The organism is Roseateles sp. P5_D6 (assembly GCF_054049415.1).
In genome coordinates this window covers 1-14,402 of the sequence record NZ_JBFUMK010000012.1, presented here as the reverse complement: position 1 = coordinate 14,402, position 14,402 = coordinate 1, and the positions used below count along the sequence as shown (strand labels likewise).

The 14,402-nt window shown below is 69.1% G+C and carries 13 protein-coding genes; 5 read left to right on the top strand and 8 right to left on the bottom strand.

Annotated elements, in window-relative coordinates; translation table 11 throughout:
- Position 1: 1 nt before the first annotated feature.
- The 7 genes from ACXJKM_RS17215 to ACXJKM_RS17185 all read right to left on the bottom strand — a co-directional run bounded on the left by ACXJKM_RS17215 (position 2) and on the right by ACXJKM_RS17185 (position 8,273).
- A complete protein-coding gene (locus ACXJKM_RS17215) occupies positions 2–1,090 on the bottom strand; it encodes a tartrate dehydrogenase (RefSeq protein ID WP_457353920.1) in 1,089 nt (362 codons plus the stop codon).
- A gap of 23 nt (positions 1,091–1,113) precedes the next feature.
- Positions 1,114–2,742: an ABC transporter ATP-binding protein gene (locus ACXJKM_RS17210; protein ID WP_457353918.1), complete on the bottom strand. Its 1,629-nt coding sequence runs from the start codon at positions 2,740–2,742 to the stop codon at positions 1,114–1,116.
- Entirely contained in the window at positions 2,742–3,611 is an 870-nt protein-coding gene (locus tag ACXJKM_RS17205; RefSeq protein WP_457353916.1) for an ABC transporter permease, read from the bottom strand. Before ACXJKM_RS17205 ends, ACXJKM_RS17210 begins: the two co-directional genes overlap by 1 nt.
- Before the next feature lie 13 nt (positions 3,612–3,624).
- Complete coding sequence (locus tag ACXJKM_RS17200; protein WP_457353914.1) at positions 3,625–4,581, bottom strand: ABC transporter permease; 957 nt, start codon at positions 4,579–4,581, stop codon at positions 3,625–3,627.
- Between the two features lie 24 nt (positions 4,582–4,605).
- The gene (locus ACXJKM_RS17195; protein WP_457353912.1) at positions 4,606–6,222 is read right to left on the bottom strand and encodes an ABC transporter substrate-binding protein; all 1,617 of its coding nucleotides are present in this window, start codon (positions 6,220–6,222) and stop codon (positions 4,606–4,608) included.
- A 75-nt stretch (positions 6,223–6,297) separates the two neighbouring features.
- Positions 6,298–7,587 carry an NAD(P)/FAD-dependent oxidoreductase gene (locus ACXJKM_RS17190; RefSeq protein ID WP_457353910.1) on the bottom strand — a complete coding sequence of 430 codons (1,290 nt, stop codon included), beginning with the start codon at positions 7,585–7,587 and terminating at the stop codon, positions 6,298–6,300.
- A gap of 20 nt (positions 7,588–7,607) precedes the next feature.
- Positions 7,608–8,273, bottom strand: coding sequence for a haloacid dehalogenase type II (locus ACXJKM_RS17185; RefSeq protein ID WP_457353908.1), 666 nt, complete (start codon positions 8,271–8,273; stop codon positions 7,608–7,610).
- A gap of 496 nt (positions 8,274–8,769) precedes the next feature.
- Between ACXJKM_RS17185 and ACXJKM_RS17180 the strand changes: the two genes are divergently transcribed.
- From ACXJKM_RS17180 to ACXJKM_RS17160, 5 genes are all read left to right on the top strand, one after another.
- On the top strand, positions 8,770–9,657 hold the full coding sequence (locus ACXJKM_RS17180; protein WP_457353906.1) for a GNAT family N-acetyltransferase: 888 nt from the start codon (positions 8,770–8,772) through the stop codon (positions 9,655–9,657).
- Positions 9,658–9,664: 7 nt separating this feature from the next.
- Positions 9,665–10,594, top strand: a complete 930-nt coding sequence (locus ACXJKM_RS17175) for a 2-hydroxyacid dehydrogenase (protein ID WP_457353904.1) — start codon at positions 9,665–9,667, stop codon at positions 10,592–10,594.
- 133 nt (positions 10,595–10,727) lie between these two features.
- Entirely contained in the window at positions 10,728–12,167 is a 1,440-nt protein-coding gene (locus ACXJKM_RS17170) for an aminotransferase class III-fold pyridoxal phosphate-dependent enzyme (protein ID WP_457353902.1), read from the top strand.
- Between the two features lie 49 nt (positions 12,168–12,216).
- Positions 12,217–12,711: an Lrp/AsnC family transcriptional regulator gene (locus ACXJKM_RS17165; RefSeq protein ID WP_457353900.1), complete on the top strand. Its 495-nt coding sequence runs from the start codon at positions 12,217–12,219 to the stop codon at positions 12,709–12,711.
- 319 nt (positions 12,712–13,030) lie between these two features.
- Positions 13,031–13,993 carry a porin gene (locus tag ACXJKM_RS17160; protein ID WP_457353898.1) on the top strand — a complete coding sequence of 321 codons (963 nt, stop codon included), beginning with the start codon at positions 13,031–13,033 and terminating at the stop codon, positions 13,991–13,993.
- Between the two features lie 186 nt (positions 13,994–14,179).
- Here the strand turns inward: ACXJKM_RS17160 and ACXJKM_RS17155 are convergent.
- Positions 14,180–14,402 (bottom strand): integrase core domain-containing protein (locus tag ACXJKM_RS17155; RefSeq protein WP_457353896.1); only part of this gene is annotated, 223 nt, incomplete at its 5' end.

Below are 14,402 nucleotides of genomic sequence, written 5' to 3'. Positions count from 1 at the left end.
TTCAGAATTCCTTCACTCGATTGGCAATTGCCTGGCCGACGTCTTCGGTATGGGCGTCGCCGCCGAGGTCGGGCGTGCGCGGCCCGCTTCGGATGACGTCCTCGATGGCGCGAACGATGGCGTCGTGCGCTGCGCGGCCGGCACCTTGCCCTTGCGTCAAGAAGTCGAGCATCAGCGCACCCGACCAGATCATGGCGATGGGGTTGGCGATGCGGCGGCCATAGATGTCGGGTGCCGAACCGTGCACCGGCTCGAACAGCGATGGGAACTGGCGTTCCGGATTGAGGTTGGCGCTTGGCGCCAGGCCAATGGTGCCGGTGGTTGCCGGACCCAGGTCGCTGAGGATGTCGCCGAACAAATTGGTAGCGGCGACGACGTCGAAGCGCTGCGGTTGCAGCACGAAGCGGGCACACAGGATGTCGATGTGCTGCTTGTCGACCTGCACCTCCGGATACTGGCGCGCCATCTCGTCGGTGCGCCCATCCCACCAGGGCATGCTGATGGCGATGCCGTTGCTCTTCGTAGCCACGGTCAGCGCCTTGCGCTTGCGCGAGTTCGCCAACTCGAAGGCGTAGCGCAGCACGCGGTCGGCGCCGTGGCGCGAGAACACCGACTCCTGAATGACGATTTCGCGCTCGGTGCCGGCGAACATCACGCCGCCGAGGTTGGTGTACTCGCCCTCGGTGTTCTCGCGCACGACAACGTAATCGATGTCGCCGACCTTGCGCCCAGCCAACGGGCACGGCGCTCCGTCGAACAGTCGCACCGGCCGCAGATTGATGTACTGGTCGAACTCGCGCCGGAACTTCAGTAGCGAGCCCCACAACGAGACGTTGTCGGGCACGGTCGCCGGCCAGCCGACGGCGCCGAAATAGACGGCGTCGACGCCGGCCAGCTGCTGCTTCCAGTCGTCCGGCATCATCTGGCCGTGCTGCGCGTACCAGTCGCAGCTGGCCCAGTCGAACTCGCGCAGTTCGAGAGCGAAACCGAAGCGCTCCGCCGCCGCCTTCAGCACGCGCAGGCCCTCGGGCATCACTTCCTTGCCGATGCCGTCGCCGGCGATGGCGGCGATTCGGAACGTGTTCATCATGAGCTTTCCTTTCTTCATCGTTGTCAGGCGACCAGCACGGGCCGTGGCGGGTCGAGTTCCTCGAGCCAGCCGCGCCGCAGTTCGGGTACGGCTCGCGCGAGCTGCTCGTAGTAGGGGTGGTGCGGCCCGCGGTCATAGTCGGCCCGCGCCACCTGGGCCAGCTTGCAGCCATGCCGCATCACGACGATCTCGTCGCAGACCGCGCGGACCGTGTGCAGGTCGTGGCTGATGAACAGGATGGACAAGCCCAGCTCGCGGCGCAGCTCGGCGATCAGGTCGAGCACGGCGGCGCCGACGACGGTGTCCAGCGCCGAGGTGACCTCGTCGCACAGCAGCAGCTTAGGCTCGGCGGCCAGCGCCCGCGCCAGGTTGACACGCTGCTTCTGGCCGCCCGACAGCCCGCCGGGCAGGCGGCCAGCGACGTTGGCCGGCAGCTTCACCAGGTCCAGCAGCTCGGCGATGCGGCGCTGCAGGGCAGCACCTTTCATGCCGCGGTAGAACTGCAGCGGCCGCGCGAGGATGCTTTCGATGGTCTGCGACGGGTTCAGCGCCGTGTCGGCCGACTGGAAGACGATCTGGATGCGGCGCAGGTCCTCCTTGCTGCGTGCGCCAAGCGTTGGCGCCAGGGGCCGGCCGTCGAAACGGATGGTGCCGGCGCTCGGTCCCAGCAAGCCCGCGACGGCGCGGGCCAGCGTCGTCTTGCCGGAGCCCGATTCGCCGATGACGCCCACGGCCTGGCCGCGCTCGAGCCGCAGGTCGATGTCCTGCAGGATGCACACCCGCGGCCGGCCCTGGGCATCCCGCGCGCCGTAGCCGGCGCTCAGGCCGCTGACCTCCAGCAGCGTCGGCGTGCTGCCGGCGTCATGGCCCGCATCGCGCGCCACCGGCCGTGCGGCGGCCAGCAGTTCGCGGGTGTACTCATGCGCTGGCTGGCTGATCACACGGTCGGTGCCACCCAGCTCCTGCATGCAGCCACCGCGCAGCACCAGGATGTGATCGGCCATCTGGGCCACGACCGCCAGGTCATGACTGACGTAGACCGCCGTGACCTGGCGCTCGCGCACCACCCGCTTGAAGGCGCGCAGCACCTCCACCTGCGTCGTCACGTCCAGCGCCGTGGTCGGCTCGTCGAGGATGACAACATCGGGGTCGGTGATCAGCGCCATCGCCGCCATCAGCCGCTGCAGCTGGCCGCCTGACACCTGGTGCGGGTAGCGCGCGCCAATGCCTTCCGGGTCGGGCAGCGCCAGCTCGCGGAACAGCGCGATCGCCTTCAGTTCAGCCGCCGGGCGCGACAGCGTGCCGTGCAGCGTCGCCGGCTCCACGACCTGGTCGAGGATGGTGCGCGACGGGTTGAACGACGCCGCCGCGCTCTGCGCGATGTAGGTGACCTTGCGGCCGCGCAGGCCGCGCAGCTGGCGCGGGTCGAGCTTGAGCACGTCGACATCGCCGATGCGGACCTGCCCCGCCGCGATGCGGCAGCCTTGACGCGCATAGCCCATCAGGGCCAGCGCCGTGGTCGTCTTGCCCGAGCCGGACTCACCGATCAGCGCCAGCACTTCACCGGGGTGGATCGTGAACGATAGCGCGTCGACCAGCGTCGCGTCGCCGGCTGTGACCGTCAGATTGCTCACTTCAACAAGGCTGCCCATCAGCGTGCTCCCCTCTCGCGGGCCTTGCGACCCGGCAGGTTGTCGATCACCAGATTCACGGCGATGGTCAGGCTGGCTATTGCCCCGGCCGGCGCAATCACCGAGGCGCCACCATCGGCCAGCGCGCCGATGTTCTCGCGCACCAGCGAACCCCAGTCCGCCATCGGCGGCTGCACGCCCAGGCCGAGAAAGCTCAAGGACGCCAGCAGCAGCACGACGTAGACGAAGCGCAGCCCCAGGTCGGCCAGCATCGGGCCGAGGATGTTGGGCAGGATCTCGCGCCGCATCACATACCAGGTGCCCTCGCCGCGCGTGCGGGCCACGGTCACGTAGTCCATCGCATTGATGTTCACGGCCAGCGAGCGGCCGATGCGGTAGGCGCCCGGCACATAGATGACGGCGGCCGTCAGGATCAGCACGGGCACCGACGAACCGAAGCCGGCCACGATCAGCAGCGCGAACATCTTGCTCGGAATGGCCGTCAGCGTGTCCAGCAGGCGGCTCAAGGTCCCGTCGATCCAACGCCCGCTGGCGGCCGCCAGCAGCGCCAGCAAGGTGCCCGTGCCGCTGGCCAGCAGTGTGGCGACCAGCGCCACGCCGACGGTGTAGCGGGCGCCTTCGATGACGCGGGCCAGCATGTCGCGGCCGAGGTAGTCGGTGCCCAGCCAGTGATGAGCGTTGATGGGTGCGAACACGGCACCACCGCCCTGGGCGCCGGTGCGGGCCAGCAGCGCGGGGCCGAACAGTGCGGCCAGGACCCAGAAGGTCAGGACCACGAGGCCGAGCAGACCCGACGGGCCGAACTGCGCGAGCCGGCGGCGCCAGGCCGCAGGCCGCCCGGCCGGCAGGGGAATGGAAATGACGGTCATGCCTGTGCTCCGTTCAGCGGTGACGCAGCCGCGGGTTGGCGACGATGCCGCAGATGTCCGCGGCCGTGACGAGGATCAGATAGCCGCTGCAAAACAGCATGGCGCAGGCCTGCACCAGTGGCGTGTCGCGCTGCGCGACGCCGTCGACCATCAGCTTGGCCACGCCCGGGTAGTTGAAGATCGTCTCGACGATGATCACGCCGCCCAGCAGGTAGGACAGGCTCAGCGCCACCGCGTTGGCGATCGGGCCGACGGCGTTCGGCAGCGCATGGCACATGACGATGCGCAGCGACGAGGCGCCCTTCAGGCGAACCATCTCCACATAGGGCGCCTCCAGCTGGTCGATGACCGCCGCACGCGTCATGCGCATCATCTGGGCGACGATCACGCAGGTCAGCGTCAGCACCGGCATGGCGAAGGCCTTCAGCAGCTGGCCCATCGATTCGATGTCGTTGACATAGGACAACGCCGGCAGCCAGCGCAGCTGCACCGCGAACACCAGCACCGCCAGCGTCGCGATCAGGAACTCCGGCACCGAGACGATGCCCACCGAGGCCGTGGACGCGGCRCGGTCGAACCACGAGCCCCGCCACACCGCCGACGCGAYGCCGGSCGCSAGCGCRATSGGCACCGAGAACAGCGCCGTGATGGCCGCCAGCAGCAACGAGTTGGGCAGCCGCGAGCCGATCAGTTCAGCCACCGGCTGGTAGGCCGTGACGGACTTGCCGAAGTCGCCGCGCGCCAGGCCGCCCAGCCAGCGCAGGTAGCGCGTAGGGGCCGAGGCGTCCAGGCCCATCTGCGCCCGCAGTGCCGCCAGCGCCTCGGGCGTGGCGTCCTGGCCGAGCTGCTCCTGGGCGGCGTCGCCGGGCAGCACCGCAGTGACGGCGAAGACGATCACCGACACCGCCAGCAGCGACAGCAGCGACAACGCGACGCGCTGCGCGAGCAGCTTGAGGATGATCCCGTTCATAGGATGCCTTGTGCGGTGGGGGTGTCAGGCGGCGAGCCAGACGTTCTCGGCAAAGTTGTAGCCCATCAACCCGCCCAGCGGGATCGGCGACAGGCCCTTGACCTTGGTGCTGTGGCCGTCCAGGCTGGCCAGGAACAACGGGATGCCGATGCCGGCCTCCTGGTGGATCAGCGTCTGCATGTCGGCATACATCTGGCGGCGCTTGGCGAGGTCGGTCTCGCCGCGTGCGGCAACGAGCAGCTGGTCGAACTTCTCGTTCTTCCAGCGCGACTCGTTCCACTGCGCATCCGACTTGAAGAACTGCGTCAGCAGCATGTCGGCGCTCGGCCGAGGGTTGACGTTGCCGAAGCCGACGGCGCTGTTGAGCCAGTGGTTGGACCAGTAGCCATCGGCCGGCATGCGCTTGACGTCGATGTCCAGCCCCACCTCCTTGGCCGTCTGCTGCAGCATCAGCGCCATCTCGACCGAGTACAGCGCTGCGGGTGAGCACACCACCGGCACCGCGCTGGACACACCGGCCTTCTTCAGGTGGAACTTCGCCTTCTCCGGATCGAAGGCGCGCTGCGGCAGGCCGGCGAAGTGGAAGCGGTTGGTGGGGTCGATGGGCTGGTCGTTGCCGATGACGGCCTGGTCCAGCGCAATGGTCTTCTTCATCTGCTCGCGGTCGAACAGATGCTTCATGCCCAGCACGAAGTCGGGGTTGGCGCCAGGGCCGGTGTCGCGCCGCATGGTGAGGTCGGAGTACTGGCCCGACTGCGTCTTGAACACGGCGAAGCCCGGCGTGCCGGCGATGCGTGCCAGCGAGCGCGGATTCACGGCGCCGACAAGGTCGATGCCGCCCGACAGCAGCGCGTTGACGCGGGCGTTCTCGTCGCTGATGCCGACGAACTCAATCTCGTCCAGATAGGGCTTTCCGGGCTTCCAGTAGGCCTCGTAGCGCACCACGACCGAACGCACGCCGGGCTTGAACTCCTTGAGTTTGTAGGGGCCGGTGCCGATGCCGGCGTTGAAGTCGGTCGTGCCGTCCTTGACGATGTGGAAGTGGAAGGTGCCCAGGATGACCGGCAGGTCGGCGTTCGGCGAGGTCAGCACGATGGTCACCTCGTTCGGGCCGCTGGCCTTGATGCTCTCGATCTGGTCGGTCTGGACCTTGGCCTTGCTGGCGGTGGCGGGGTCCTTGTGGCGCGAGATCGAGAACACGACGTCGGCCGGGGTCAGCGCCTTGCCGTCATGGAAGGTGACGCCTTTGCGCAGTGTGAACACCCAGGTTTTGGCGTCCTTGGTGTCGAAGCGCTCAGCCAGGGCCGGCTGCGGCGTCAGGCTGCCGTCCAGTGACGTGAGCCCGTTGTAGAGCATGTTGCAGCGCGAGTAGTCGGCCTGGTTGGACTGCTTGGCCGGATCCAGCGTGTCACTGGCCGCGGCCGTGGCGCCGGCCACGCGCAGCTTGCCGCCGCGTCTGGGCGCCTGCGCATGGGCCGTCATCGCCGTGCCGGCCAGCGTGCCGGCGAGGCCCGCCTGCATGCCGGCGCCAACGAGCAGGCCGAGGATGTCGCGGCGGCTGGCGCCGCGTTTCAGCGCTTCGAACAAGCGCTGGCTGTCGTGCGGGCCGACAAGGGCTTCGAGGGGTTGGCGATGGCTCATGGTGTGTTTCTCGTTCAGTGTTCTGTGGGGTTGACGAGTTCGGGGCGGGTCTTGAGGGACCGCGCCCGCTCCAGGCTAGGCGAGGCGATCCTTCAGCCGGTAGTACAGGCCGACGGCGGGCAGGAACCAGGGCGGGCCGACATGGCCGGGAATGGCCGGCCAGGCACGGTCCGCCCACGGGTTGGCGGCCGCATCGCCGCCCATCACGGCGGCCATGCGCTGGCCCATCAGCACGGACATCTGCGTGCCGTGGCCGCTGTAGCCCATCGTGTAGTACAGGCCGTTGCGCTCGCCGGCATGGGGCAGGCGGTCCTGCGTCACGTCGACGAGGCCGCCCCAGCAGTAGTCCAGCCGCACGCCGGCCAGTTGCGGGAAGGTCTCCAGCAGGCCGGCGCGCAGCACCTCGCCACTGGCGGCGTCCTGCTGCGGGCTGCTGATGGCGAAGCGCGCGCGGCCGCCGAAGACGAGCCGGTGGTCGGCCGTCAGCCGGAAGTAGTGGTGGATGTTGGCCACCGTCGTGTAGGTGCGGCGCGCCGCCAGCAGCGCGGCCGCGCGCTCCGCGCCGAGCGGCTCGGTCACGACGATGAAGCTGCCGATGGGCACGATGCGCCGGCGCAGCCAGCCGAAGCTGCGGTAGCCGCCGTGGCGCGACGCCCCGGTGGCCAGCAGCACCTGGGCCGCCGCCACGGTGCCGCGCGTGGTGTGCAGGCGGTGGGCGTGGCCGTGGGTGCGCTCCAGCCGCTGCACGCAGGTGCCGGTGAAGATGCCTGCGCCCTGGCGCTCGGCGGCCTCGGCCAGGCCGTTGGCGAAGCGACCCATGTGCATCTGGCCACTGCGCCTGTAGAGCATGCCGCCGTGGAAACGCTCGCTGCGCACCTCGGCGCGCACGGCGGCCGCGTCGAGGATCTCGGTGTCGGTGTCGACGCCGTCGGCATGCAGGCGCTCCACGCTGCGGCGCAGCGCGTCGAGCTGCGCCGGCCGTGTCGCCAGCTTGAGCTTGCCGGTGCGGCTGAAATCGCAGGCGATGCCTTCCTGCTGCACCAGCTGCGCCACGGTGTCGACGGCGTCGTCGTAGGCGCGGTACCAGGCGGCTGCCCGCTCGCGGCCATGGCGCGCGGCGGCTTCCGCATAGTCGACCGCCAGGCCGTTGTTCACATGGCCGCCATTGCGCCCCGAGGCTTCGGACGCGACGCGCGCACCGGCCTCCAGCACGGCCACCGTGGCACCGCGCTTGGCCAGCGCCAGGGCGGCGGACAGGCCGCTGAAGCCGCCGCCCACGATGGCGACGTCCACGCGCTGCGGCAGCTCGCGCGCCGCCGGCACGAACGCCGGCACGCTGTCGGTCCAGTAGGCATCGAGTTTCATGGCCTGGCCGCTATCGACGTTCAGAGACCGACCACGCCGGCCAGGCCGCCGATGTCGGCGATCTCGGTGTAGCGGTAGCCCGGGCAGCCCGGGCCATGGCCGCGGTTGACGAAGACCTTGTTGACGATGCCGATGTCGTCGGCCGACATCAGGTCGTAGCGCAGGCTGGACGACACGTGCAGCAGGTCCTCGGGGTTGCAGCCGAGCGAATCGATCATGTACTCGAAGGCCTTCAGCCGCGGCTTGTAGGCCTGGGCCTGCTGGGCGGTGTAGACCCGGTGGAAGGGTGCGCCGAGCAGGGCGACGTTGGACTGGATCTGATGGTCCATCGCGTTGGACAGGATCACCAGCGGGATTTCCTTGGCGACCTTGGCCAGGCCCGCGGGCACGTCGTCGTGCGGCCCCCAGGTGGGCACGGCATCGACGTAGCGCTGCGCCTCGGCGTCAAGGTATTGCAGCTTCCACTTGCGGCACAGCCGGCGCACCGCGTTCTTCAGCACCACGTCGTACGGTTGCCAGTCGCCCAGCACCTCGTCGAAACGGTAGGCCGTGAAGTCGGCGATGAACTGTTCCATGCGCTCGGCCGGCACGCGGTCGAAGAAGATATCCCGTGTGATCTCCGCCATGCGGAAGCGGGTCAGCGTGCCGTAGCAGTCGAAGGTGATGTACTTGGGTCGGATGCTCATGTCGTGCGTCTCGCTCAGTGGGTTGTCATCAGGGCTTCATTGCAGCATGTGCAGTGAAGTGGTTTGTGGGGAAAACGGGCTGTCGCAGGCGCTGAAACTGCCGTTCGAAGGCGGCTCGGCGGCATGCCCTGCGGCGTGCACTCGGACGGGGACGGACGCCCTTCAATGGAACCCTGGAGGCACCAGCCGGTGGCGCAAATGCGGGACCGCAAATCGGCCCTGCGCAACCCGGGAGTACGGGCGGGCATTGGCGAATGCGGCTGGGCGACTTGCATGCGATTGACCTGCGATGTCATGGGTGAATGGGCGCTGATGGTAGGGACGGCGCCGCGAAATTTGTGATCGCAGACTGGCCCGCCGCAGCATTGAATGCCGTGCGCGGCGGGCCTCACAGCGCAAGCTGCCGAAATGGGTGGCAAGCCGTATTTGGGCTGGCGCGGCACCCGCGAAAGGCCGCAACATCGGCAACCCCTTGCCCTTCAGGAGAACCCGCCACATGGGTGCCCCCGCCACCACGAATGCAGCTCCCGCCGACGACGGCGTGCGGCTGCGCAAGATGAGCGCCGCCGATCTTGCGGCCGCTCACGACCTGTCCGACACGCTGCGCTGGCCCCACCGCCTGGCCGACTGGAAGCAGGTCTTCCACCACGCCGAGGGCGTCGTCGCCGAGCGCGACGGCGAGATCGTCGGCACCGCCCTGCGCTTTCGCTGGGGGGCGCAGGACGCGACCATCGGCCTGGTCATCGTCGCGCCGGCGCAGCAGGGCCGGCGCATCGGCCACCGCCTGATGAGCGCGGTGCTCGACGGGCTGCAGGATTGCCGCGTTCGGCTCAACGCCACGCTCGAAGGGCGCGGCCTCTACGAGCGCCTGGGCTTCGTGCGCGTCGGCGAGCTGCGCCAGCACCAGGGCATCGCGCAACCTGCGCCACTGGTGGCCCTGGACAGCGGCTGGCGGTTGCGGCCGGCAGGCGCTTCCGATGCGCCGGTGTTGAAGGCGCTCGACGCGCAAGCCTGCGGCATGCCGCGCGATGCGTTGCTGGACGAACTGCTGGCCGAGGCGGAGTCCACCGTCGTGCTGGACGACGGCGGCACGGTGCGCGGCTTCGGCCTGCTGCGCCGCTTCGGCCGCGGCCATGCCATCGGGCCGGTCGTCGCGCCGGACGATGAAGGCGCGAAGGCGCTCATCGCCCATCTGGCCGGCACCAACGCCGGCCGCTTCACGCGCATCGACATCGACCTGGACAGCGGCCTGGCCGAATGGCTGGAAGCGATGGGCCTGCTGCGCGTCGACGCGCCAGTGATGATGGAGCGCGGCCCGACCGCGCAGCCGGCGGCGCCGGGTGCGCCCAAGAGCTACGCCATCGTCACGCAGGCCCTGGGCTGAAGCACCGATGGCCACCTTCCTCTACATGGCCGACGCCGAGCGCGGCCGGCGCTGGGGCGAACTGTTCAGGCGCGGCGCGCCAACGCTGGACTTCCGGCTCTGGCCGGACGTGGGCGATCCAGCCCAAGTTCAATACCTCGCCACCTGGCAGCAGCCCGAGCAGCTGGCCCGGCGCTTCCCGAACCTGAAGCTGTTGTTCTCGATCGGCGCCGGCGTGGATCAGTTCAACCTCGCCTCGCTGCCGCCGGCCGTCTCGCTGGTGCGCATGGTCGAGCCCGGCATCGTGCAGGGCATGGTGGAGTACGTGCTGCATGCCGTGCTGGACCTGCACCGCGACCGGCCCGCCTACCGGCGCCAGCAGGCCCAAAGGCAGTGGCGGCCGCTGCCTGTGCGTACCGCGGCGCAATGCCGCGTCGGCGTGCTGGGGCTGGGCTCACTTGGCGAAGCCGTGCTGCACGCGCTGCATGGCCTGGGCTTTGACTGTGCCGGCTGGAGCCGCAGCCGGCACAGCATCGACGGCGTGCGGTGTTTTGCCGGCGAAGCGGAGCGAGGCGAGTTCCTCGGCCGCAGCGACATCCTCATCTGCCTGCTGCCGCTGACCGACGCGACGCGCGGCCTGCTCAACAGCGCGCTGTTCGACGAACTGCCGCGCGGCGCATCGCTGGTTCATGTTGGCCGCGGCCCGCAGCTGGTGAGCGCCGACCTGCTGCACGCCCTCGACGACGGCCGTCTCGGCGAAGCCGTGCTCGACGTGACCGATCCCGAGCCCCTGCCGGCGGACGTCCCGCTGTGGCGCCATCCGCACGTGCAGATCACGCCGCACATCGCCAGCATGACGCAGCCGGACACCGCGGCCGCGGTGGTGCTGGACAACGTTCGGCGCTTCGAAGCGGGGCTACAGCTGGTGGGCTTGGTGGACCGCAGCAAAGGCTATTGAGCGCGAGCGGCAGCTTCTGCCGTGGCGGCCCGCAGTTCAGCGCAAGACGCTGCCGCGAGCGGCCAATGCAGCACCCGCCGGCGAGGCCGAACGCCCAAACTGAGCGTCAGCCATCCACTGCAACACGCCGCCCATGACCGCCCTCCCCCTCGCCCAAACCGCTGACCGCGCCGCCATCGCCACCCCGGAACAGCAGGCCGCGCTGGCCGGCCTGGACCGCGCGCATCTCATCCACCCCGTGGCGCCGTGGCGCCGGCACGAGGAGCGCGGCCCGATGGTGCTGAGCTCCGGCCACGGCGTGTGGCTGCAGGATGCCCAGGGTCGAGAGCTGCTGGACGCCTTCGCGGGCCTGTGGTGCGTCAACGTCGGCTATGGCCAGGAGAGCGTCGTGCAGGCCGCCGTCGAGCAGATGCGCCGCCTGCCCTATGCGACCGGCTACTTCCACTTCGCCAGCGAGCCGGCCATCCGCCTGGCGGCCAAGCTCGTCGAGATCACGCCGGCCTCGCTGACCCGCGCCTACCTGACGCTSGGCGGCTCGGAGKCSGTCGACGCCGCGGTGCGCTTCATCGTGCAGTACYACAACRMCACMGGCCGSCCGKCSAAGAAGCATTTCATTGCGTTGGAAAAGGGCTATCACGGCTCGTCCTCCACCGGCGCGGGGCTGACGGCGCTGCAGGTCTTCCACCGCGGCTTCGACCTGCCGCTGGCCACGCAGCACCACATCCCATCGCCCAACCCCTATCGACATGAAAACGGCAGTGACGCCGCAGGCCTGATCGCCGCATCCGTCGCCTCGCTGCGCGCCAAGGTCGCGGAGCTGGGGGCGGAGAACGTCGCCGCCTTCTTCTGCGAGCCGGTGCAGGGTTCGGGTGGCGTCATCGTGCCGCCGCCGGGCTGGCTGAAGGCCATGGCCGACGCGGCGCGCGAGCTGGACATCCTGTTCGTCGTCGACGAGGTCATCACCGGCTTCGGCCGCACCGGGACGATGTTCGCCTGCGATGCCGAAGGCGTGCAGCCCGACCTGATGACCATGGCCAAGGGGCTGACCTCGGGCTATGTGCCGATGGGCGCGACGATGATGTCCGAACGGGTCTACGCCGGCATTGCCGACGGCGCCCCGGCCGGCCAGCCGATCGGCCACGGCGCGACCTACTCGGCGCATCCGGTGTCGGCAGCGGTCGCGCTCGAAGTGATCCGGCTCTACGAGGAAGGCGGCATCCTCGCGAACGCCCAGCGCGTTGCCGCACGCTTTGCCGCCGGGCTGGAGGCCTTGCGCTCGCACCCGCTGGTGGGCGACGTTCGCTACCGCGGCCTGCTCGGCGCGCTGGAACTGGTGAGCGACAAAGCCAGCCGGCGCGGGTTCGACCCCGCGCTCGGCCTGGCCGACCGGCTGTTCGCCCTCGGCTACCAGCGCGGCCTGGTGTTCCGCAGCTTCGGCGACCACGTGCTCGGCTTCGCGCCCGCGCTGACGATCACCGAGGTCGAGCTCGATGAGCTATTCGCGCGCCTGCGCCGCGTGCTGGACGATGCGTTGGAAGCGCCCAACGTACGCGCCGCGATGGCCGGCGGCTGAACACCGGCGCCACACAATCGCGCCATTCGCCAACCTTTGGGCACCCACCATGGCAGAAGCTCTCAAACTCGATCGGTTGGACCTGCGCATCCTGGCCCAGCTACAGAAGAACGGCCGCATCACCAACGTCGATCTCGCCGATGCGGTCGGGCTGTCACCGAGCCCCTGCCTCATCCGCGTCAAGCGGCTGGAACAGGCCGGCTACATCAGCGGCTATGGTGCCCACCTGCGGCTGGAGAAACTGGGCGATACGCTGACGGTGTTCACCGAAGTSACGCTSWCCGACCACCACCGCGARGACTTCAYSCGCTTCGAGRCSGCSATCCGCGAGGTCGACGAGATCCTYGARTGCCAYCTCGTCAGCGGCGGCTACGACTACCTGYTGCGCTTCMTGACRCGCGGYGTSAACCACTACCAGSAGRTCATCGAGGGCCTGCTCGAACGCAACATCGGCATCGAGAAGTACTTCAGCTACATCGTCATCAAGTCGCCGTTCRTGAAGACGCATTGCCCGATCGAGAAGCTGTTCCACGAAACGCGCTGAGCGCACCCGTATTCACACAGGCCCGCATCCGCGGGCCTGTTTCTTTTTGCAGCGCCGGCACCGTGACGACGCCGCAGACGCTGCCGGCGACACCCCTCCCAACCGCAGCAATCACGCGCCCGGCGCGCGGTTTCGGCATCGGCGCAGACCACGCTGCTGGCGCCCATCACAACCGCAGTTCGTGCCGCTGCAGACGGCCACAACGCGAAGCTTTGCAAAGCCCCCGGTGCTGGAATGCCCTGGCACCGAGCGGTGCGGCTTCCGGTTCGAAGTTGCAGCCCCTCGTCGTCGCCGACAAGCCACCAACAAGAGGGAATCCATGACAGCTTTCACCCGTATCCGCCTTCTCGCCGTCGCAGGCGCCGCCCTGTGCGGCGGCGTTGCCCACGCGCAATCCAACGTCACCATCAGCGGCAGCATCGACGCCGGTGTGTTCCGCGACACCGCCGGCCGCACCAACGTCGGCACCATCCAGCGCAGCCACCTTGAGTTCTCGGGCAGCGAGGACCTTGGCGACGGCCTGGCGGCGACCTTTCGCCTGCGCCACCGTTTCGACGCGGACACCGGCGCGTCGGAGGCCGGCACGGGCAGGCCGTTCTGGCACGGCGAATCGACCGTCGGCATCAAGGGCGGCTTCGGCGCCTTGCGCCTGGGCCGCGCGCTCGACGCCATCCAGGCGCAGGACTGGGCCTTCGACGCCTGGAGCAACTACGACCGCATCGTCTCGCCCGCCTGGGACCTGTGGCACTGGAACTACTCGGCAGACCCGACTGGTGGCGGCTCTGGCCGCGTGGCCAACGCGGTCTTCTACGACTCGCCGAAGTTCGCCAACGTCTCGCTGCACGTCAGCGCCTCTCCCGAGTCGCCCGCAGGCGCCGTGGCGAAGACGCGCGCCGCCACCCTGCTCTACAACGACGGCAAGCTGCGCATGATGCTGGGCAGCGGCAAGAACAGCGCCGGCGCCACCGAGACCTCGGTCGGCGTGCGTGCCGCCTTCGGCATGCTGTCGTTGATGGGCATGTACAACGTCAGCGAATCCGTCGCCGGCTCCAAGGCCAAGGTGACGACGCTGGGCGCGGTCTATGTGATGGGCGCCACGACGCTGAAGGCAGGCTGGGGCCAGGCCGACGTGGACGGCCTGAAGAAGGAGAAGATGGTCTCGGTGAGCGCCGGCTACAGCCTGTCCAAGCGCACCACGGTGTATGCGGACCTGGCCTCCAAGCGCCTGCTCGGCACCGGTACCAAAGAGGTCTACGGCGCGGGCATGACGCACTCGTTCTGACCGGGCCTCGCTACGACCCCTTCGCGAGATTGAACTGGCCCGGCAAGACCGCCCCGATGCGCTCGCAGTCCGACCGACCACCCTGCCAGCAAACGGCGCACCCGACGCCGGCGCCACGTCGCAGGCTCCGAAACAATTGCAGTCGGGAGCCGGGTCGCTCTGACCTGCCCCCAATCGCCGTACCAGTCATTGCGAGGGAGCCCTGGGGGTCAAGGGTATCGCCAGTGCGGCGGTTGAAGCTGAACCTTCCTCGACAGCCTGCTGCCGTTGAAGGCGTGCGAAGCACCTGGGTGGCATGCGGCCGATGCTCGAATGCGGCCGCACCTCGTTGTAGTCCTGTACCCAGGCCTGGATCACGACCCGGGCCTGCGCCAGCGTCTCGAACCAGTGCTCGTTGAGGCACTCGTCG

Excerpts from the sequence above, each read along its gene's own strand:
- ACXJKM_RS17210 (WP_457353918.1), bottom strand. The coding sequence starts at position 2,742 with ATGGGCAGCCTTGTTGAAGTGAGCAATCTGACGGTCACAGCCGGCGAC.
- ACXJKM_RS17205 (WP_457353916.1), bottom strand. The coding sequence starts at position 3,611 with ATGACCGTCATTTCCATTCCCCTGCCGGCCGGGCGGCCTGCGGCCTGG.
- ACXJKM_RS17185 (WP_457353908.1), bottom strand. The coding sequence starts at position 8,273 with ATGAGCATCCGACCCAAGTACATCACCTTCGACTGCTACGGCACGCTG.
- ACXJKM_RS17190 (WP_457353910.1), bottom strand. The coding sequence starts at position 7,587 with ATGAAACTCGATGCCTACTGGACCGACAGCGTGCCGGCGTTCGTGCCG.
- ACXJKM_RS17175 (WP_457353904.1), top strand. The coding sequence starts at position 9,665 with ATGGCCACCTTCCTCTACATGGCCGACGCCGAGCGCGGCCGGCGCTGG.
- ACXJKM_RS17160 (WP_457353898.1), top strand. The coding sequence starts at position 13,031 with ATGACAGCTTTCACCCGTATCCGCCTTCTCGCCGTCGCAGGCGCCGCC.
- ACXJKM_RS17195 (WP_457353912.1), bottom strand. The coding sequence starts at position 6,222 with ATGAGCCATCGCCAACCCCTCGAAGCCCTTGTCGGCCCGCACGACAGC.
- ACXJKM_RS17215 (WP_457353920.1), bottom strand. The coding sequence starts at position 1,090 with ATGATGAACACGTTCCGAATCGCCGCCATCGCCGGCGACGGCATCGGC.
- ACXJKM_RS17180 (WP_457353906.1), top strand. The coding sequence starts at position 8,770 with ATGGGTGCCCCCGCCACCACGAATGCAGCTCCCGCCGACGACGGCGTG.